Source organism: Pseudomonas sp. On1, from assembly GCF_033783325.1.
Genome location: NZ_JAWPOA010000001.1, coordinates 331,035 through 347,188 on the forward strand (window position 1 = coordinate 331,035; position 16,154 = coordinate 347,188).

The window sequence follows — 16,154 nt, forward strand, 5'->3', positions numbered from 1 at the left end:
TTTTAGGAGCGATGACCTCGGACACATGGTTCAGCCTAGGGTGGCTAAATCCATTGGGCTGATTTCACGGAACCGCGATGCTCTGTCGAGGCTCACCACTGCCCCGAATGCCGTCAATGTCGCACCTGGATCGATCGCTTCCAGCCGGTTGAAGTCCAAGGTTTCCCATTGATCACGAGAGATCAGCGCCGAGATTACGTATTGATCCTCGATACGCCCCGTAGCCGGAATTGTGCGCTGAATGTACCCGGACGCAAGGCACTGTTGGATGCCTGGGAGCAAGGCAAATACCTCCCCAACCACACGAAAAACGGTGCCGTAACAGAGGGAGACGAAGTCCTTTCGAGTCTGAGCTTCGGACCTGGTCTTGAAGCTGAGCTTGCCATTGCCTTTGGCTTCAGCGGTTCTGTTCGGCACATCACCTTCATCGGGCAGGTCGATGTCCAGGGCTATTCCAGTAACGTCGTGGGAGAACTCGTACTCGAGGAGTGTTTCTTTCGGCCAGGCGATGCCGGAAAGCACATAGTCCAGCGCGCGCTCCATTTGAGCGCTATATCCCTTTGCAGCCAGCCGGATGGCCTTCTCGATTTCGGCACGTGCCTTCTCGTGGGCGTCGCGGGCGGAGTTCCACTCAGCCAGATCCTGTTGGTACTGGGCCTCCAGTGCCTGAGTCTCCCTTTCCATCCTGGCACTTCGCAAGAGCATCTTGTCGAGTAGCCCGGGCGCGTCAATGGATGGTCGGCGCGGTTCTTCAAGGTTGAACGCAGGAGGAAGCGCCGGCAGAGAACCTGGCCTGGGAGTCATCATGTGCACCGAAAGGCACTCTTCGAGCCTTTCGTTGATTTTTGCTGCAGCTTTTTCGAGAAGCGCCTGGATCTCCTCACACTTCTCCACCTTAACGCGCTTAACGATCTCGGGCGGAAGCAGGTTGTCTTCCAGATCTGTGATGATCAACGAGCCATCATCGTCGACTTTGACCTTTATGGGCCCGGAATAGGCCGCTGTCTCTCCAGATGGACCAGGTGCGCGCCTCTGGCCAGATCGATCCAGCCGTTCACGGTAGGAAAGGCCAGTCCCTGGCAGGCCCGCGTTAATGTAGGTGCCACCTTTGCCCATGGTTAGGCTCAATCCGCGTGGACCAACAGAGGTACTGATTCCCGAACCGCTGATGTTGAGCCGAACGCCGGGAACGATCGTAATACGTTTGCTGAAGCGGAACCCCATATCTTCCTCCGAGATTCACTGGGGACGCCGGCCTGCCCACTTGCAGGTCGATGTCGATGCCAAGCTATGTCCGGCCGGCGAGGTAGTCGTCAATGTGTGAAAACTGCCGGTTACGGCACATCCAGGCGGTAAAGAAGGCAAACAATGCGCTTGCAGCAATTGCCCATCCACGCCGCCGGCGACGGTCCGCCTTTGTTGTCCCGCCAAGCAGCAAAAGGCCCATTAGGAGCAGGTAGAGCGTGAACAGGACAACCTTCGCGTAGAGCGAGAGCAGGAAATACAGGGATGGGCCGTTGCTGCGGTAGGTCTGAATGAGGATCTGGACACTCATCAACGCCAGCAAAAGCAAGGCTGACCAAGCGGCGATCTCTGAGGAGAACTCCAGCCACTTAACGAGGAAATAAGCCCCTACTCCGAGGATTGGGGTCATCGTTGTCCAGAGGGCGTCGGTATAGTCCTGGTAGATGGTCATCGAGCCCCTGGAGTGCAGCCAAATGCAGATGAGCAATACCAGTACCATGGCCACCACCCCAATCTTAAAAGCCTGCGAGCTCGTAGTGAGCTCAGGCTTGGTGGTTGGCGTAGTCGATTGGGAATGCACAGTGGTTGCTTCTCGGTGCACCAGCTTCTGTGGCAAAACAGCCTGGTGGTCTCCCCCGATGTCAGTCTTTTGAAACTGGGCTGTGAGCTTTGGAGAGATTCCCGTTACATTCGGCTCTGTTCCCCAGAGTGCCAGTGCTCGGATCTGGTCTGTCATGGCTACTGAAACACAGCTGGGTGTTTGGCAAGAATCCCTGCGCTTAAGCCACTCTCTCTGTGCCTGGCGCACCTGACCCTTGGTCATTTCCGTCACCCGCCCGAGAGTCTTCACATACTCAGAATTCAGGTCCTCATCCAGACGCTGAAGAGGCTCAGATGAGCAGATTGTCGCTTCCGCAAAGGTCTTTGCTTTTGCACAGTCAAAACTCGTTGCCTGGGCCGATCCTAGCCCGGCTGCAATCAGAGTGGCGTACAGGACGATACTCTTTAGGATGCTTCGCATTGCCTACTTCCATGAGTCCAAGGTAACGATGAGCAGGGCCAGGATTTGTCCTGGCCCAATGGAGGTTCAGCCAGCGCTCTGGCTAGCGGCGGTCAATTCAGCGAAGGCTGTTCCGGTCCACTTGTACCTAACGACGCTTTCGAGGCTCGGGCAGCACATTGGATCGTCGTCGCCGTGGGTCAAGACCTTCAAACCGAAAATGTTCTGGCCCAAGACCTGGATGTCTGTTGCGCCACCTACGACAAGCTTCTGCTTGAGGGCCCAGCCGTCCGGCTCCTTGTACAGGGCAGCCAGGGTTTGGTACGAGCCGTTCCCACCGCCCTGCCCTTCGATGGTGAAAAGGACAACAGCATCCTCTGCACCGTCGCCATTGAGATCCACTTGAACAACCTTGCGACCTTCTTCGTACTCACTTCCGCCGTCAGAGGAAACTTCGGCAGCGACAAGGCTATCGATGGCTGCCGGCAAGGTCAGTGCATGTCCGCCGGCGGGAAGTCCATGCGATTGAAGCTGCGATTGCTGCGACACTTCACTTACCGGTCGATCGGAGTGCTCTGCGGAGCCTAGGGTAGCTGGAGCTTCTTGCTGTTGAGGGGGCTGTTTCTCATCGTTGTATTTCGCAGCTGCTTCAGCATTAGGTTTCAGCCCTGCTGCCTTCAGCTTGCTGACAAACACTGCCTTGGCACGATCCTGGAACGGCTTCAGGTCACTCGGCGCAAGCTCCATTACCCCTTTCTCATCGAATGGCTGGGCGTCACCCAGGAACCATCGGGAGAAGAAACCAGGGCGACTTGATTCGAGGATCTCGATCACCTGGTCCTTCACTTCCTCCTCGGACTCCTCCCAGAGATCCCACCCTTCGTCGCCGAACATCGCAATGATGCCCTTCTTGTCCTCCGGCCCAGAAAGAGGCACTGACTCGAGCACCTTGATATTGAAGTCGATGGTCTTGCTCACGCAGGTGTTCGTGAAGCTACCGAAGCATTCCTCGCGCAATTCCCGCTGCGCCATACCCAGCTTGAAATCAGTGACAGCATCACAGCCCACTAGCCCCAGCACGCCACCTACAGCCAAAACCAACCTGAGTTTCATCTCGCGATTTTCCTTGTCCAGACACACAGCTTGTACGGCGCAGCAATTGGAGAGTTGCCGGTCGTGACATTCGTTCCCTTCCGACAGATATGAAAAAGCCCCGGCCTTGCCGGGGCTTTTTCCTGCCTTTCTGCTTAGCCGATGCTCACGCCGTGAGCTTCAGCCAGAGGCTTCAGGCCGCCGGCGAAACCTTGGCCGATCGCCTTGAACTTGAACTCGTCGTTGTGACGGTAAAGCTCGCCGAAAATCATGGCGGTCTCGGTGGAGGCGTCTTCGGACAGGTCGTAGCGAGCGATTTCCTTGCCGTCGGCCTTGTTCAGGACGCGGATGTAGGCGTTGCCCACTTGACCGAAGGACTGCTTGCGAGCTTCGGCGTCATGGATGGTGACGGCGAATACCAGCTTCTTCACGTCCGCGCCCAGGCCGGTCAGCTTGACGTTGACTTGCTCGTCGTCGCCTTCGCCCTGGCCGGAGCGGTTGTCGCCCAGGTGCTCGACGGAGCCATCGGTGGACTTCTTGTTGTTGTAGAAGATGAAGCTGGAGTCGTTCAGAACTTTGCCGTTTTCACCGGTGATAAAGATCGAGGCGTCCAGGTCGAACTCGGTGCCATCGGTAACGCGCGGGTCCCAGCCCAGGCCTACGACGACTTCGCTCAGGCCAGGTGCTTCTTTGGACAGGCTGACGTTGCCACCCTTCGAGAGAGATACTGCCATGGTGTGATTCCTTGATTAAGTTGGGGTGAGGGATCAGTTGACGGTCAGACCGTAACCGTTGGCCAGGGCCTTCAGGCCACCAGCGTAGCCTTGGCCGACAGCGCGGAACTTCCATTCGCTGTTGTGACGGTACAGCTCGGCGAAGATCATCGCGGTTTCGGTCGAAGCGTCTTCGGCCAGATCGTAGCGAACGATCTCGGAGCCGTTGGCCTCGTTGACGATGCGGATGAAGGAGTTGCTGACCTGGCCGAAGTTCTGGCGACGGTTTTCGGCGTCGTGGATGGTCACGGTGAAGGCGATCTTGTCGACGTCGGCCGGAACACGGCTCAGGTCGACCTTGATAGCTTCGTCGTCACCGTCGCCGGCGCCGTCGCGGTTGTCACCGGTGTGCTCTACGGAACCGTCCGGGCTCTTCAACTGGTTGTAGAAGATGAAGTCGGCATCGCCGCGGACTTTGCCGGTGGCGTTCAGCAGGAAAGCGCTGGCGTCGAGGTCGAACTGGGTGCCATCGGTGGAGCGCGGGTCCCAGCCCAGACCGACCAGGATCTTGGTCAGCCCAGGTGCTTCTTTGGACAGGGAGAGGTTGCCACCTTTTTGAAGAGACAGTGCCATGTATACAGCTCCTTGTGGTTGCTACTGATTACTGGTTTTCGGCTTGCGCTTCTTCCTTTTCGGGGAAGATCACGCTTGCCAGGATGCCGACTGCCAGAACTGCCAGGACGATAAGCAGGCTGGTGTTCGGATCGATGCTGATGCCGTGGTGGAACAGGTGGTCGGTGGCGTTCAGTCCGAGCTTGGCGGCGATGAAGAACAGCAGCACGACGACCGCTTTCTCGAGGTGCACCAGGTAACGCTTCAGTGCTTCGAGGACGAAGTAGAGGGTACGCAGGCCCAGGATTGCGAACAACATTGCCGAGTAGACGATCAGGGGCTCGCGGCTCACCGCGATTACCGCCGGTACCGAGTCGAAGGCGAACAGTACGTCAGACACCTCGACTACGACCAGGCAGAGGAACAGCGGGGTGGCGAACAGACCGCCCTTCGCCGCCAGGCTCATGCCTTTGTTCTCGGTCTTCTGGACTTCGACTTCGAGCTTTTTACGACTCACGAAGAAGTTGTGGCCGTACAGCTTCGGCCATACAGGGAAGAGCTTTTTGGCGAATCGGTAGGCGAGATGTTGGGAGTAATCCTCCTCAGCATCATCGTCGTCACCACCTTTGAGCATCATCACCGCCGTCCAAGCCACGATCAGCGCGAAGACGATCTCAACCCAGGGACCAAAGGCCAGCAGGCCGGTACCGATCGCTACGAACACGCCACGGAAAACGATTGCACCGATGATGCCCCAGTACAAAACGCGGTGGCGCAGACCATCCGGCACCTTGAACCAGGCGAAGATGGCCATGAAGACGAACAGATTGTCGACCGACAGCACTTTCTCCAGGGCGTAACCGGTAACGAACAGGCTGGCGACTTCAGCGCCGTGTTGCACGTAGAGGAAACCTGCGAACGCCAGGGAAATCGCCACCCAGAACACGGACCAGATAGAGGCGCGCGCCAGAGTGATCGGCTTGTCATCGCGGTGGGTGACCATGTCCAGCAGCAGGGCGGCAAGCGCCAGGCCGATAAATACCGCCATGGTCAGCGGTGGGAAGCCAATGTGAGTCGTTTCCACGTTTCAGTTCCTTACAGTTCGAAGTCTGCCGGGTTCAGGCCCAGCTCCAGGCAGATTAGGCGGCAGGCCGCTTTCTCTTTGTCGTCGAAGTCACCGTCGGAAGCGCCGATGGCGCAGGCCACACGCACCAGCAGGCGAGCTTCGCCGTCCTTGCCTTTGACCTTGCTGATCGCCTTCAGGGCTTCGGCTTGGCCAATCTGGAAGTCGAACTCGAACTTGCCGCAGGCATCGCTGAAGACCTTGATCACGTCGTTCAGGTTGAAGACCTTCAGTTCCGGGGAGTTGTTGATGAAGCCGGTCATCTTCATCTTCTCTTCGGATTTGATCTCACCATCCGCCGCGGAGATCAGCGCGCACGCATTGGCTAGTGCCTCCATGAAGGTTCGATTTTTGAACTTGGCAACTTCGGTCGTCAGTGTTTCGCGAGCTTTCGTCGCGTTGGTTTTCAGCCATTCGAGCATGTGTTCCCCCTCAATGAGCGGGGCACTAGGGCCCCGCCGGAAAAGTTTTACTTGGAGCCCGCTTTCCAGCGCATCCCCCAGCCGTAGGCTCGATCCATCTCTTCGTGCCCAGGATGGAAGTCGACTCGGCGAGAGACCTTAACGGCCCCATTCACGTTTTCAAGAAGAGCAATCGCACACATGCCGTGGCGACCTCCCTCCTCGTTCATGCGTACCTCGATCTCCGGTTGCCCGGGAACGAAGATGGTCACCACCCCGTCGGTTGCCTTCCAATTGGGAGCGCCGTCGTAGATGAAGGCGAACACCAGAATCCGTTTAACCTCGCTCCAGTGTTGCCCGTTGATGTGAAGCCATTCACCACCAGCGACAGAGCCAGTACGGTCATCCCCCATCAGTTGGATGTACGGCTCTTCGCGCAGATCACCGAACCGCTTACCGAGCGCCTGTACAGCACCTTTGTTGCCGTCCTGCATTTCGAACAGGCAACCCAGGTCCAGGTCGATCGCGTTGCGTTTTCCAAGAAGGCCGCCAAGCAGACCAGTGCCGCCCTGGTTCCAGTTCAGGTTGACCTTTATCTCACCGAAGCCAGCAGACGTTTTTTCCAGGCTGATGCTTGAGCGAGACTTGTCGAGGGTCACCTTGCTAAGGCTGATCGTCGATTTCGGCGCGGCTGGCGGTACCGGCGCAGGAGAGGGTGCCGGCTGCGCCGTGTTCTGGGCCGGATTCCCCGACGGCGCTGCAATATCGACACCGAAATGCTTAGCCAGCGGCTCCAGGCCACCCGCGAAGCCCTGTGCGACACAGCGGAACTTCCACGCTCCCTGGCGCAGGTAGAACTCGCCAAGAATGAGCGCCGTTTCGTTCATCCCGCGTGTTGGGATCTGAGCTTCAATCCCTCCCGTAAGGGCCAGCGCCAGCGTCGAAACGCGATCGAAGGTTGCCTTGTTCTCGTAAATGGTCGCGGTGAGCGCAACTTTATCCACGGCAGGATCAACACGACTGAGATCGACTGTGAATTCAGCACGACCGGCCGAGCTGGCCGTCAGCTGGACTGCCCCGCTCAGAATGCTGGTTTGGCCATAGAAGCACATGTCTCCATCGCCGCGGACTTTCCCCGTGTTGGTCAGGGCGAACGCAGAGATATCAAGGTCTGCGCCTGGGATCGGCGTATAGCTGATGTCCACGCGCAGTTGGCCGGTGGCAACCGGCGCATTACCGCCAGGTACCAGTGTTGTCATGCGCGTACCGCCTGAATGGCCAGGTTGACGAGGTCATCCGCGGTGCGGCCGTTGGTGGATTGGCCGATCGCCTTAAAGTCCCAGTCGTTACCCTTGCGGCTGAGGCTGGCCATCACCACACCGGTGTGCTGGCCTTTCTCTGCGAGGTTGAAGCGCGCCAATTCCTGGTTCTTGGAGTTGTTCACGATGCGGCAGTAGGCATTTTCTACTTGGTCGAATTTCTGCCCGCGGAAGCTGTTGACAGTGAATACCAGGTGCTGGACGGAGGCCGGCAGGCGCTGAAGATCGACGTTGATGGTTTCATCGTCCCCATCACCTTCACCGGTGAGGTTATCGCCGGAGTGCTTGATGGAGCCGTCCTTCGAGCTGAGCTGACGGAACCAAACCAGGTCCACCGGCTTCATGTTCCCGTCCAGCAGAATGCAGGAGGCGTCGAGGTCGATCGAGTCGTTGCCGCCCCCGATGAGTTTGGAGAGGAATCCACCGGACTTCACCGGGTCCCAACCCAGTCCCAGGCTGACCGAGGTCAGTCCGCTGCCGGCAGTTTTCTCCAGCGAGATGCTCTGATTTTTGCTCAGGGTGAGTGCCATGTTTACGCTCCTTGTTGATCTTTAGAGTTCGGGTGGGATGCACGGGGAGTCACGCTCCCCGAACCCCCTGCTTTGCTAAACCGCGAGCGGGAACGCCGCCATGCGGGGTGAAAATGACGCCAATGCGCATCTTGCGCAGCAGCCAGTAATTCATGGTCGCCGCGGGTATCGCCCCAGGCCCTCAGCCGGTACTGGGTCAGCGGGCCATAGATGGCTTCCAGTCGGAGCACCTTGTTCTTGCAGCGACAATTGTTTCCGCTGATCCTGCCGGTCAGGCGGCCATCGACCACTTCCAATTCTGTCCCGATGAGCTTGATACCGAGCCGGTCGGCGAATGGCCGCAAAACCAGTGCCGGCGAGGCCGAGCAAAGTGTCACTTCTGCTCCGGACGCCATTTCGGCCGCGACGGATCGTAACCCTGATGGCCGCATGAGCTTGGGCCAAACCGACTGGCAGAAATCTTCTGCTTTCTGGCCCACCCATTTGGCTTCCACGCCGGCGAGAAATGTGCTCACCAGCCGGGCCTTCAGCTCATCCCTGGACATGCCACGGGAGAGATACCTCAGGCTGGGCAGCACCAGCCTGAGGATGCGAAGGGTGAACTCACGAGTACCGAAGGCAAACCGAAGGAACGGCACGAAACTGTCGTGCCGGGTGAGGGTTCCATCGAAGTCAAACACCGAGAGCACCTTCGCTCCTTTCGGCCCTGCCTCCAGCATTTCGATGCTCATCAGTTAGCCTCGGCCAGGCGGACACTGTGCTCGCCATTACCCATTTCGGCGGGCTTTACCCCGTGCCACTTGGCGCGCTCGAGGATGTTAATTGCCCACTTGTAATGAGTAGCCGGCTCGCACATTGCGTCGTTGTGCTTGAAGACGGCGGGGGCCACATCGTTGACGATCAGCTTGGCGCAGTTGAAGTCCTCCAGGCTCACGCGGAGCGTGTCCTGAATGATGCTGATCTGGCTTGGATGAATTGCCGTTTTGCCTACCAGTCCATGCGCTATATCGAGCTTCAACTCCTCCCGAAGAAGATGGGGGGTGGCCAGCTGCTCGAATACAGGTGCCGTCAGGGCGAAGCCCTGTGCTCCCATCACGCCGGCGAGCATGGGAATCACGTAGCTCATCGGTGTGTTGTAGAGCGTGGTGGCGGGGTTCCGGCGTAGACCGAGGCAGCCCATTAGGTCGTTCCCGCCAATCCGGAGAGCGATGATGCGTTGGTTCAGGTTGGTTTTCAGAGCCTGGCCGAGTTCCACCATGGCACCCGGATCGTAAACATCGCTCGTTTCGAGAGTTGGCATGAGATACAGATCAGGGTTGCTGACCGCGGCCTCCCAGAAAGCAAGAGACTTCAGCGTTAGCTTGGGAACGACGAATCCGTTGATGTGCTTCATCAGCGGCCAGTCGTTCAGCACTGCAGCCATCTCTGCATCGCGAGGTCGGACGAAGAGCAACGGCCCCTGTTCTAGGCGGCCGCCACGGGCGTCGATGCCCATGAGGAGAGCTTGCAGATTTGCGAGCGCACTTTCGACGTCGATCGCCGCAACTGCGTCTTCCAGGCATACCACCAGAGAGCGAAGTTCAGGAATCTTCATCCCGAACACCACATCCAGGATGTCATCGCGTGTTGCCGGCATGTACAGAGTCGCCCCGAGAGCGAATGGAGAAATCGCCTTCATCAGTTCGTACTCCGGATGATGGTTACCGCACGGTAAGGTCCAAGAGCCTCACCGGCCTCCTCCACCGTTACCCCCGCGCGCTCAGTGAGATGCAGCAGGAGTTGCACGTCGCCGTCGTTACGATCCCGGACCAGCACGTGATCGGGTACTCGGCGCAGGACCGCTCGGGTTGCCTCGGCAATACCCGGTTTGACGCGGTTCAGGTTACTGATACCGAAGCGGGTAGCCAGGGAGGTGACCACGTTTTCAGCCGCGGCCTGGAGCTTCAGGCGCTGCTCGTACGTCCAGGGCGAAGCAATTTGAACGCTGCTCAGCTCTTGGCGCTCAGCCTCGATCTTGTCGATGAACTCACGTGTAACGTCGTGTTCATGCAGGTGGTCGTAAACCACGCAACCATGAAGCCCCCCTTGAGTCGGCCAGATGGATCGAGATACCAAGCCTGAAACGGTTGCGCCCAGGATTCCGGACGGGATTACCCAGTCCTCTGCGGAGGCAGCGAGCCATGCGCGGCCGCAGGGGTCGGCGAGTACAACGAGACGTGGCTCTTCCGGGAAACGCTTGTCGGCTCCCAGCGTCCGCTTGAGCTCGCCAGAAATTGCTCCCTTGCCGGTCCAGCCATCCACGAAGACGATGTTCTCAGCACCATGCAACTGGATGATCGCTTCAAGGGCCACCGTATCGATCCCGCGATCACGGATAATGCTTACGCCATAATGGTGGGCGTCACGGCCCATCTCGACCAGTGCCCGGCGGAGCAGGACGCCAAGTGGAAGACCGGCGCGCACGAAGGAAACCAGGGCGATGCTGGAGCCGGTGTAGGCGGTATTCAACGCCAAAGCCAGAGATTGAACATCTTCAGCCATGCGCGCCCCGTTCTGCACAAGCGCACGGGCGTACAGGGACTTGTGCACGTCGGTAGGCGCGTGTTCTTGGCTGATCATCTCCGAATAGTGCTTCTGATTGCTTTGAATCAGGCGCTCCTTCTCCTCGACATCGGTGACATTCATTTCCACCGACTGCAGGAGGAAATGGACGTCTTCCGGCGCATAGCTACCGCTGCCGACGGTGTTCAGGGTGGCGAGGAGATTACTCATTGATCATCTCCTCCACGGCCTTGGCTAATTGGCTGCGAGCGGGTGTAGCCCACATGTGGCAAAGGTCCATGAATCCCAGGTCAGTGATGCTGTCGCCGAAGCCGAGGACCGGGCGTTCGCCGTTGATTTTGGCGTCACGGCGCAGCCATTCTTGAACGGCCAGGCGCTTAGCCAGCCCCTTGGGCAGGAAAGCGAGGTTGTTGCCGTTGGCATGGATGTGCATGCCTTCCAGCATGCCTCGAGCCTGAACCTCGTTCAGGACCTTGGAGAGGACAGCGTCCTCGGATTCATTGTGTTTGGTCACCACGTAGTGGCGCAGGCCCTCTTCTTCCACAACCCAGCCGCGGAGCGAATAACCCATGTCCTTCCCGATCTGCAGGGTTGCTTCGCTCAACGCCGGCAGTCGAGCCTGGAAGGTCCAAAGGGACTCGGCCATCTGTCCATGCCAGTCCTGATCGAGTGTGCCATCAGGCCGGAGCATCACCCCCCCATGCGAGCAAATAGCCCCCTCGGTGAAGGGGAGCTTGACGCGGCTGTAAGCCTCTACGCTGCGCGCGGTGACAGGCACTACATCGGCCGAAGCCAGCAGCCAGTTGACGAAGGAGTGCTGGACCGGGTTCATGTACCCATTGGGTTGGCCTTGTACATCCAGCGTCGCGGTAGTGCGCGGCGCACCATCGACCATCTTGCGAGCGGTCTGGAACAAGGTGTCGTCGAGGTCGACAAATACCAGGGGACGATTACTGCTCATCGAAAATCACCTCTGCATTCAGGGCCGCAACCAGCTCTGCAGGTACTGCCTGCGCGGGGGTTTCGGTGCAGATCAGGACTCGGTCAAACTGCCCCGGCTTCACGTTGTAGAGGAAGTTCGGGATGCCAAGACCGTAGTTGTCAGAGAACGACAGGGCATGCTCAATGGAGTGGCCCAAGGCGATTGGAGAGCGACTGGTGGAACTGAAGTGAACATCAGCGCCTGCACGTTCCAGACGCTCGGCCAGCAGGAAGGGACGCCAGACGAACTCACTGGTACCCAACACGATGATCTTTTCGCCGGGTTGGACCTGGATCTCGGGAGCAAGCGTGTCTTCCACATGACGGACGCCCAGGCGGCCCCAGTCTTTATCTGCCGAAAGTGGCCACTCTCCGATGGATACGGCCCCTACGTCTGGCATTTCGGGCAGCGGCGCTGCCTGGTCTTCATGGAACTGATAGGAGCCCTGCATCAGCGACACCGCTGTCGCCTGCTCGCCAATGGCATGGCGCACAGCGCCAGCAGACCAGTCCGTGAGGACGCACGTGACAACACGCTCGATCTTGCTCAAGCCTGCATCTACCAGGGCGCGATGCAAGTTGACGAAGGTCTTCCCTGTGGAAGCCTCATCGTCTACCAGTACCAGCGATCGAGCCTGGAGCATCATTTCCCGGACTACTGGGTCGACGGGCATGTGGATCAGGTGGGCGCTGGCGTGACTGTGTTCTTCCTCGAAACGAGCGAAGAGCTCGGTGCCGAGGGGATGGCGAGTGCTGATGAGGTATACGCTGTCAGGGCGAGTTGCGCTGAAGGCGCGGTGCACGCCGGCACCGAGGCCTACGGCAGTTTCGGCCATGCCAATGACCAGCACCGGTCCAGGGAGATCAGGCGGGATTTCAGCAGCCAGGCTCTCGAAGCTGGCGGCCATGACCGATGGGCGCACTGGTATATGGCGGCCCAGCACTTTGGATACGAAGAGGAATGCCCGTTTGGGATTCCGGCGCTCTGCAAAACCGAACAGGTTCGCGGGAGGGAGGACGGCGTCGTCGACTTTGACCTCAAGAAGCCCCCGCTTGAGTTGGGCGCGTAGGGACGTTGGTACTACGTTGTTTTCCATGATTGCTTCCTTGATTGGCGCGAGGGGTGACCCTAACGCCTTGTCCCTTGCTTTCAACCCGAATAGGGCTTACGGATTCCGCGCCTCGATTTTCCAAAGCGATTGTTGGGCTTCACGGGCCATCTGGGATGTCGTGAAGGTCATTCCTGTCGGGGTACGATTGGGCTCTACACCACAGGCGTCGAGAAACGCCAGGGCAAGTCCAGCCTTGACTGCGAAGTTCATGTTCTGCGCATCAGGAACAGTGGAGGTCACCATCCCCACAACCGATCCAGAACCATCGAACAGAGGGCTTCCGCTTGATCCCGGCTGAATCGGAGCAGTGAACTGGAGCAGGCTGGCGTCATTGTGTAGGCCAAAGAGTGCGGATACGCCCCCCTGAGTAACGTGTATTCCTCCACCGGCCAGCCCAGCAAGTGGGTACCCGAGGGCAACTACTGTTTCCCCTAGGTCACAGCCAATCCCATCGCGGAAAGCCACTGGTTTGAAGGCAGGTGCGCCTTGCACCCGGAGGAGCGCCAGATCATTTCGCTGGTCAACAACTACGGCCTCGGCACGATGCCGCCCCTCGAACGAAGCGATGTGGATCTCTTGCATGCCCTCGATCACATGCGCACACGTGAGGATATGAGAGGACGTCACAGCAAAGCCGGTACCGGTCGCGCCGGCTGCCGCTCGGTTCTGATCTGAGCTACCGGAGCGGCGATGAGGATGGGCATCGTCGATATTCAGCCCTATCCGACGTCCAAGCGCTGAGAGGCCGTATGCCGACCCTTCCGCGAGAGCTCGGAATTTCCACTGTTGGTTGCGGCAGTAGAACTCGCCGACGATGATTGCTGATTCGCCATTGTCGGACAGGTCCAAGCTGACTTCGATTTGAGAGTCAACTTGCAGGCGAAGGGACCGGAGTTCGCTGACTGGTCCCATTGCCGAGAAGGTGTAAACCACCAGGAGCAGACGGTCGGCGCCGGTCGGCAGTTGGGCGAGATTCAAGCTGCAGCTGACTTTCTCCTGCGCGCCACTCCACTGCATCCAGGGCTGGGAGACCTGGAACAGTGCTGCCTCCCCCTGGGGGTGGCGTTTATCGTCTAGTGGAAGCAGAGCAACAGCTGCGTATTCCCCGAATGCCGAGGAATTTCCGCACTCCAGCGTCCAGGAGCATTGCGCAGCTCCCAAAGCGGTGTTTGCGCCAGGCGCCAGCACCATCATCCCTGCTTCGCTCCTTGAGTCCCGTACCTTATAAAAAGCGGCAAAATAGTATCAAACTTGAGGCTTGATTACATATCAGGTCGCCACTGGCACCGCAACGGTAATGGCTTTCACCCTGATATTCGGTATCCACTGGCTCACCGGCTCGGGCAGTCCGAGCCTTCTGCTGGCGAAGATTCCCGGCAGGTTGATTCCCGTATGCCGGGTGTAACCGATGCCGCCCGAGTAACGTGGATTGATCTCGAGGAGATGCGGGACACCATCCGCATCATCCCGCGTCTGGACGTTGACCAGTCCATCACACTGGAAGTGAGCAGCGGCTTTCAGAGCGAGTTCGACCGCTACCGAGTCGTTCTCGAAGGTTTGGTGAAGGCCCTGCTTCCGGCGTCCAACGAATGCCACCGGGCGGCCGGACTCGCAAACCATGTCGATCGAGCACTCGCTTCCCGCCATGTACGGCATCACAAGCATGGCGGGACGATCCCCACCGGCGCGATAGGCTTGCAGGTAAGTTTCGAACTGGACTTCCCGAGAGTCGGGGTTGGCGAAGCAACGGAACGGGTCCGCTTCAGACTTGAATCGCCAGAATCCTTGGCCGTAAATGCCCACAGCTGGCTTCACACAAACGTCTCCGTGAGCGCGAAGGGTTTCGTAGGCGTCGATGAGTTCCTGGGCGTTGGTTGCCGTAATCGCGGGGACGCAGGCAAGTCCGGCGTGCTCTGCTTCAGCAGTGAACTTGCTCTTGTCGTCCACCAACTCGAACGTGCTCATGGTCGAACCACCAGTAACCAGCACCAGCCCTGCAGCCTCGAATCGGCGACGCTGGGCCTCGAAAACACTCCCCACTCGGCCGGCCAGGATAACTTTGATCTTATGGGTCAAGGCAGTCTCGATTACCCAGTCGATTCGTTCCTGGTTGTCCTTCGGCTCAAGGAAGCTCACGTCGGCGAGACCGGTGATTTCAGACCTTTCTTGGCGATGTGAGGCAAAAATCTTTACCTCCGGTGGTAGGGCCTCACGCGCTCCTAGAAGAATGTCGCGCTGGCTGGATTGTCCCTCAAGAAACCAGATCAAGATGTGTGTCCTCATGTAGGCCGCGCCCGGGCAGAACGAGCGGACAGCTGTGGTTGGTGGAAGGGACGATAACGGGGGCTCCGTGCGTATCAACCGGACGGGGCATTCTACTGGAGGGTATCGGCAAGAGCTGGCCAAAAGACAAGTCACTTTGCCACTAGATATGGCAAACGCTGGCTACACTCTGGGCAAGTCCACCGTAAAGGTCGCTCTGAAATGGATGCAGAACGGATGAGTCAGGTCGTGGCGGTCCTCGAGAAACAGGAATCTCGGTACCGGTGTTCAGCTATACGATGGAAGATCGGATACAGACTGCTGCTGATCCTTTCAGCAGTCCTCTCCGCATCCGCTGCCATCATTGCAAAGCTGTCATTCATCCCTGAAGGGCTAGGATCTGACTTGTCAGCCATTCTTGCGGGTGGAGCAGCCATAATGACGACGGTCATGGCTGCCCTGGATTTTGAGACCAATTTCCGCCTGAACAGGCGCTCTCGGCATCAGATGCAGATATTGGTAATCGAAGCGATGAAGGAAGGGGCTGATCCTGAAGCCCTCCTCTCTTCCGCCCAGAAAGTCATTGATGAGCGTACCAAGGAGCTGGACAAGCTGGACTAGCTACTCACCTGGCCCACGGTAAATGCCCATTGGCGCTTGAAATCCTCCAGCTTCCGCAGGTTTTCCTCTTCACTCCACTGTGTCGACCAGACGATCTCCTTACCCAATTCTTCGCGCTCCGGCTGAGGGTAGATCGTGTGCCCGTCACTCTGCCGCTCATAGCGCCAGCCATCTGGAATGTAGCTGTAGTGATCCCGATAGTCTGCAGGTTTCGTCCTGTTGTGCTCCTTGTTCTCATTCGACTCGTGCACGGGTATCAGGAAAACGGTAGTGACTAGCTGGATATCCAGGGTGCTTTGCTGATCAACGCTGAAGTGATCTGCAAGGTTCAGAGCGCCAAGCTCTTGCGGATTGAGAGAGGTGAGGTATCCGTAGTAGTCGTTGTGACACGGCCCCTTAGTGAGGATCTTGCCTCCGTGAACGTACAGGAGTTGCGTCTCAGACTCTTGGAGCCAGATAACCTCCCGCTGAAATTCAACTCTCTGACGCTTGCCGCCAATGTCGACGTAGTCAACGAAGGTCTCGGTTGTTCTCTTCGCAATTGGGGAGCAAGTGCGGATCGGGCTCATAGACACCTCTCG

18 protein-coding genes are annotated in these 16,154 nt (G+C 58.4%); 1 reads left to right on the forward strand and 17 read right to left on the reverse strand.

What is annotated here, in order from left to right; all coding sequences use genetic code 11:
* Nucleotides 1-30: 30 nt before the first annotated feature.
* The 16 genes from R5C80_RS02015 to R5C80_RS02090 all read right to left on the reverse strand — a co-directional run bounded on the left by R5C80_RS02015 (nt 31) and on the right by R5C80_RS02090 (nt 14,958).
* Nucleotides 31-1,224 carry a DUF4236 domain-containing protein gene (locus tag R5C80_RS02015; protein ID WP_319049592.1) on the reverse strand — a complete coding sequence of 398 codons (1,194 nt, stop codon included), beginning with the start codon at nt 1,222-1,224 and terminating at the stop codon, nt 31-33.
* 64 nt (nt 1,225-1,288) lie between these two features.
* Nucleotides 1,289-2,266, reverse strand: coding sequence for a lysozyme inhibitor LprI family protein (locus R5C80_RS02020; RefSeq protein WP_057391297.1), 978 nt, complete (start codon nt 2,264-2,266; stop codon nt 1,289-1,291).
* Between the two features lie 66 nt (nt 2,267-2,332).
* Complete coding sequence (locus R5C80_RS02025; protein WP_057391296.1) at nt 2,333-3,358, reverse strand: hypothetical protein; 1,026 nt, start codon at nt 3,356-3,358, stop codon at nt 2,333-2,335.
* Between the two features lie 134 nt (nt 3,359-3,492).
* Nucleotides 3,493-4,071 carry a TerD family protein gene (locus tag R5C80_RS02030; RefSeq protein ID WP_033997894.1) on the reverse strand — a complete coding sequence of 193 codons (579 nt, stop codon included), beginning with the start codon at nt 4,069-4,071 and terminating at the stop codon, nt 3,493-3,495.
* 33 nt (nt 4,072-4,104) lie between these two features.
* A complete protein-coding gene (locus tag R5C80_RS02035; protein ID WP_010792502.1) occupies nt 4,105-4,683 on the reverse strand; it encodes a TerD family protein in 579 nt (192 codons plus the stop codon).
* Between the two features lie 28 nt (nt 4,684-4,711).
* Entirely contained in the window at nt 4,712-5,746 is a 1,035-nt protein-coding gene (locus R5C80_RS02040) for a TerC/Alx family metal homeostasis membrane protein (RefSeq protein ID WP_033997897.1), read from the reverse strand.
* 11 nt (nt 5,747-5,757) lie between these two features.
* Nucleotides 5,758-6,207, reverse strand: coding sequence for a tellurite resistance TerB family protein (locus R5C80_RS02045; protein WP_033997898.1), 450 nt, complete (start codon nt 6,205-6,207; stop codon nt 5,758-5,760).
* A 47-nt stretch (nt 6,208-6,254) separates the two neighbouring features.
* Nucleotides 6,255-7,445: a TerD family protein gene (locus R5C80_RS02050; RefSeq protein WP_319049593.1), complete on the reverse strand. Its 1,191-nt coding sequence runs from the start codon at nt 7,443-7,445 to the stop codon at nt 6,255-6,257.
* Nucleotides 7,442-8,035, reverse strand: a complete 594-nt coding sequence (locus R5C80_RS02055) for a TerD family protein (protein WP_019437802.1) — start codon at nt 8,033-8,035, stop codon at nt 7,442-7,444. The genes R5C80_RS02050 and R5C80_RS02055 overlap by 4 nt, the downstream gene beginning before the upstream one ends.
* Before the next feature lie 2 nt (nt 8,036-8,037).
* The gene (locus R5C80_RS02060) at nt 8,038-8,766 is read right to left on the reverse strand and encodes an HAD family hydrolase (RefSeq protein ID WP_319049594.1); all 729 of its coding nucleotides are present in this window, start codon (nt 8,764-8,766) and stop codon (nt 8,038-8,040) included.
* Complete coding sequence (locus R5C80_RS02065; protein ID WP_319049595.1) at nt 8,766-9,713, reverse strand: HpcH/HpaI aldolase/citrate lyase family protein; 948 nt, start codon at nt 9,711-9,713, stop codon at nt 8,766-8,768. Before R5C80_RS02065 ends, R5C80_RS02060 begins: the two co-directional genes overlap by 1 nt.
* Complete coding sequence (locus R5C80_RS02070; RefSeq protein WP_319049596.1) at nt 9,713-10,807, reverse strand: cysteine protease StiP family protein; 1,095 nt, start codon at nt 10,805-10,807, stop codon at nt 9,713-9,715. Before R5C80_RS02070 ends, R5C80_RS02065 begins: the two co-directional genes overlap by 1 nt.
* Nucleotides 10,800-11,558 (reverse strand): trehalose phosphatase, encoded by a 759-nt coding sequence (locus R5C80_RS02075; protein WP_319049597.1) that lies wholly within the window; start codon nt 11,556-11,558, stop codon nt 10,800-10,802. Before R5C80_RS02075 ends, R5C80_RS02070 begins: the two co-directional genes overlap by 8 nt.
* Complete coding sequence (locus R5C80_RS02080; RefSeq protein WP_319049598.1) at nt 11,548-12,675, reverse strand: phosphoribosyltransferase domain-containing protein; 1,128 nt, start codon at nt 12,673-12,675, stop codon at nt 11,548-11,550. The genes R5C80_RS02075 and R5C80_RS02080 overlap by 11 nt, the downstream gene beginning before the upstream one ends.
* 69 nt (nt 12,676-12,744) lie before the next feature.
* Nucleotides 12,745-13,884, reverse strand: a complete 1,140-nt coding sequence (locus R5C80_RS02085) for a trypsin-like peptidase domain-containing protein (RefSeq protein ID WP_319049599.1) — start codon at nt 13,882-13,884, stop codon at nt 12,745-12,747.
* A gap of 75 nt (nt 13,885-13,959) precedes the next feature.
* Nucleotides 13,960-14,958 carry an ATP-grasp domain-containing protein gene (locus tag R5C80_RS02090; protein WP_319049600.1) on the reverse strand — a complete coding sequence of 333 codons (999 nt, stop codon included), beginning with the start codon at nt 14,956-14,958 and terminating at the stop codon, nt 13,960-13,962.
* A gap of 216 nt (nt 14,959-15,174) precedes the next feature.
* On the opposite strand from R5C80_RS02090, the gene R5C80_RS02095 reads away from it, so the two are divergent.
* On the forward strand, nt 15,175-15,573 hold the full coding sequence (locus tag R5C80_RS02095) for a hypothetical protein (protein ID WP_319049601.1): 399 nt from the start codon (nt 15,175-15,177) through the stop codon (nt 15,571-15,573).
* Here the strand turns inward: R5C80_RS02095 and R5C80_RS02100 are convergent.
* Complete coding sequence (locus R5C80_RS02100) at nt 15,570-16,142, reverse strand: hypothetical protein (RefSeq protein ID WP_319049602.1); 573 nt, start codon at nt 16,140-16,142, stop codon at nt 15,570-15,572. The two genes, R5C80_RS02095 and R5C80_RS02100, sit on opposite strands and share 4 nt — an antisense overlap.
* Nucleotides 16,143-16,154 lie beyond the last annotated feature (12 nt).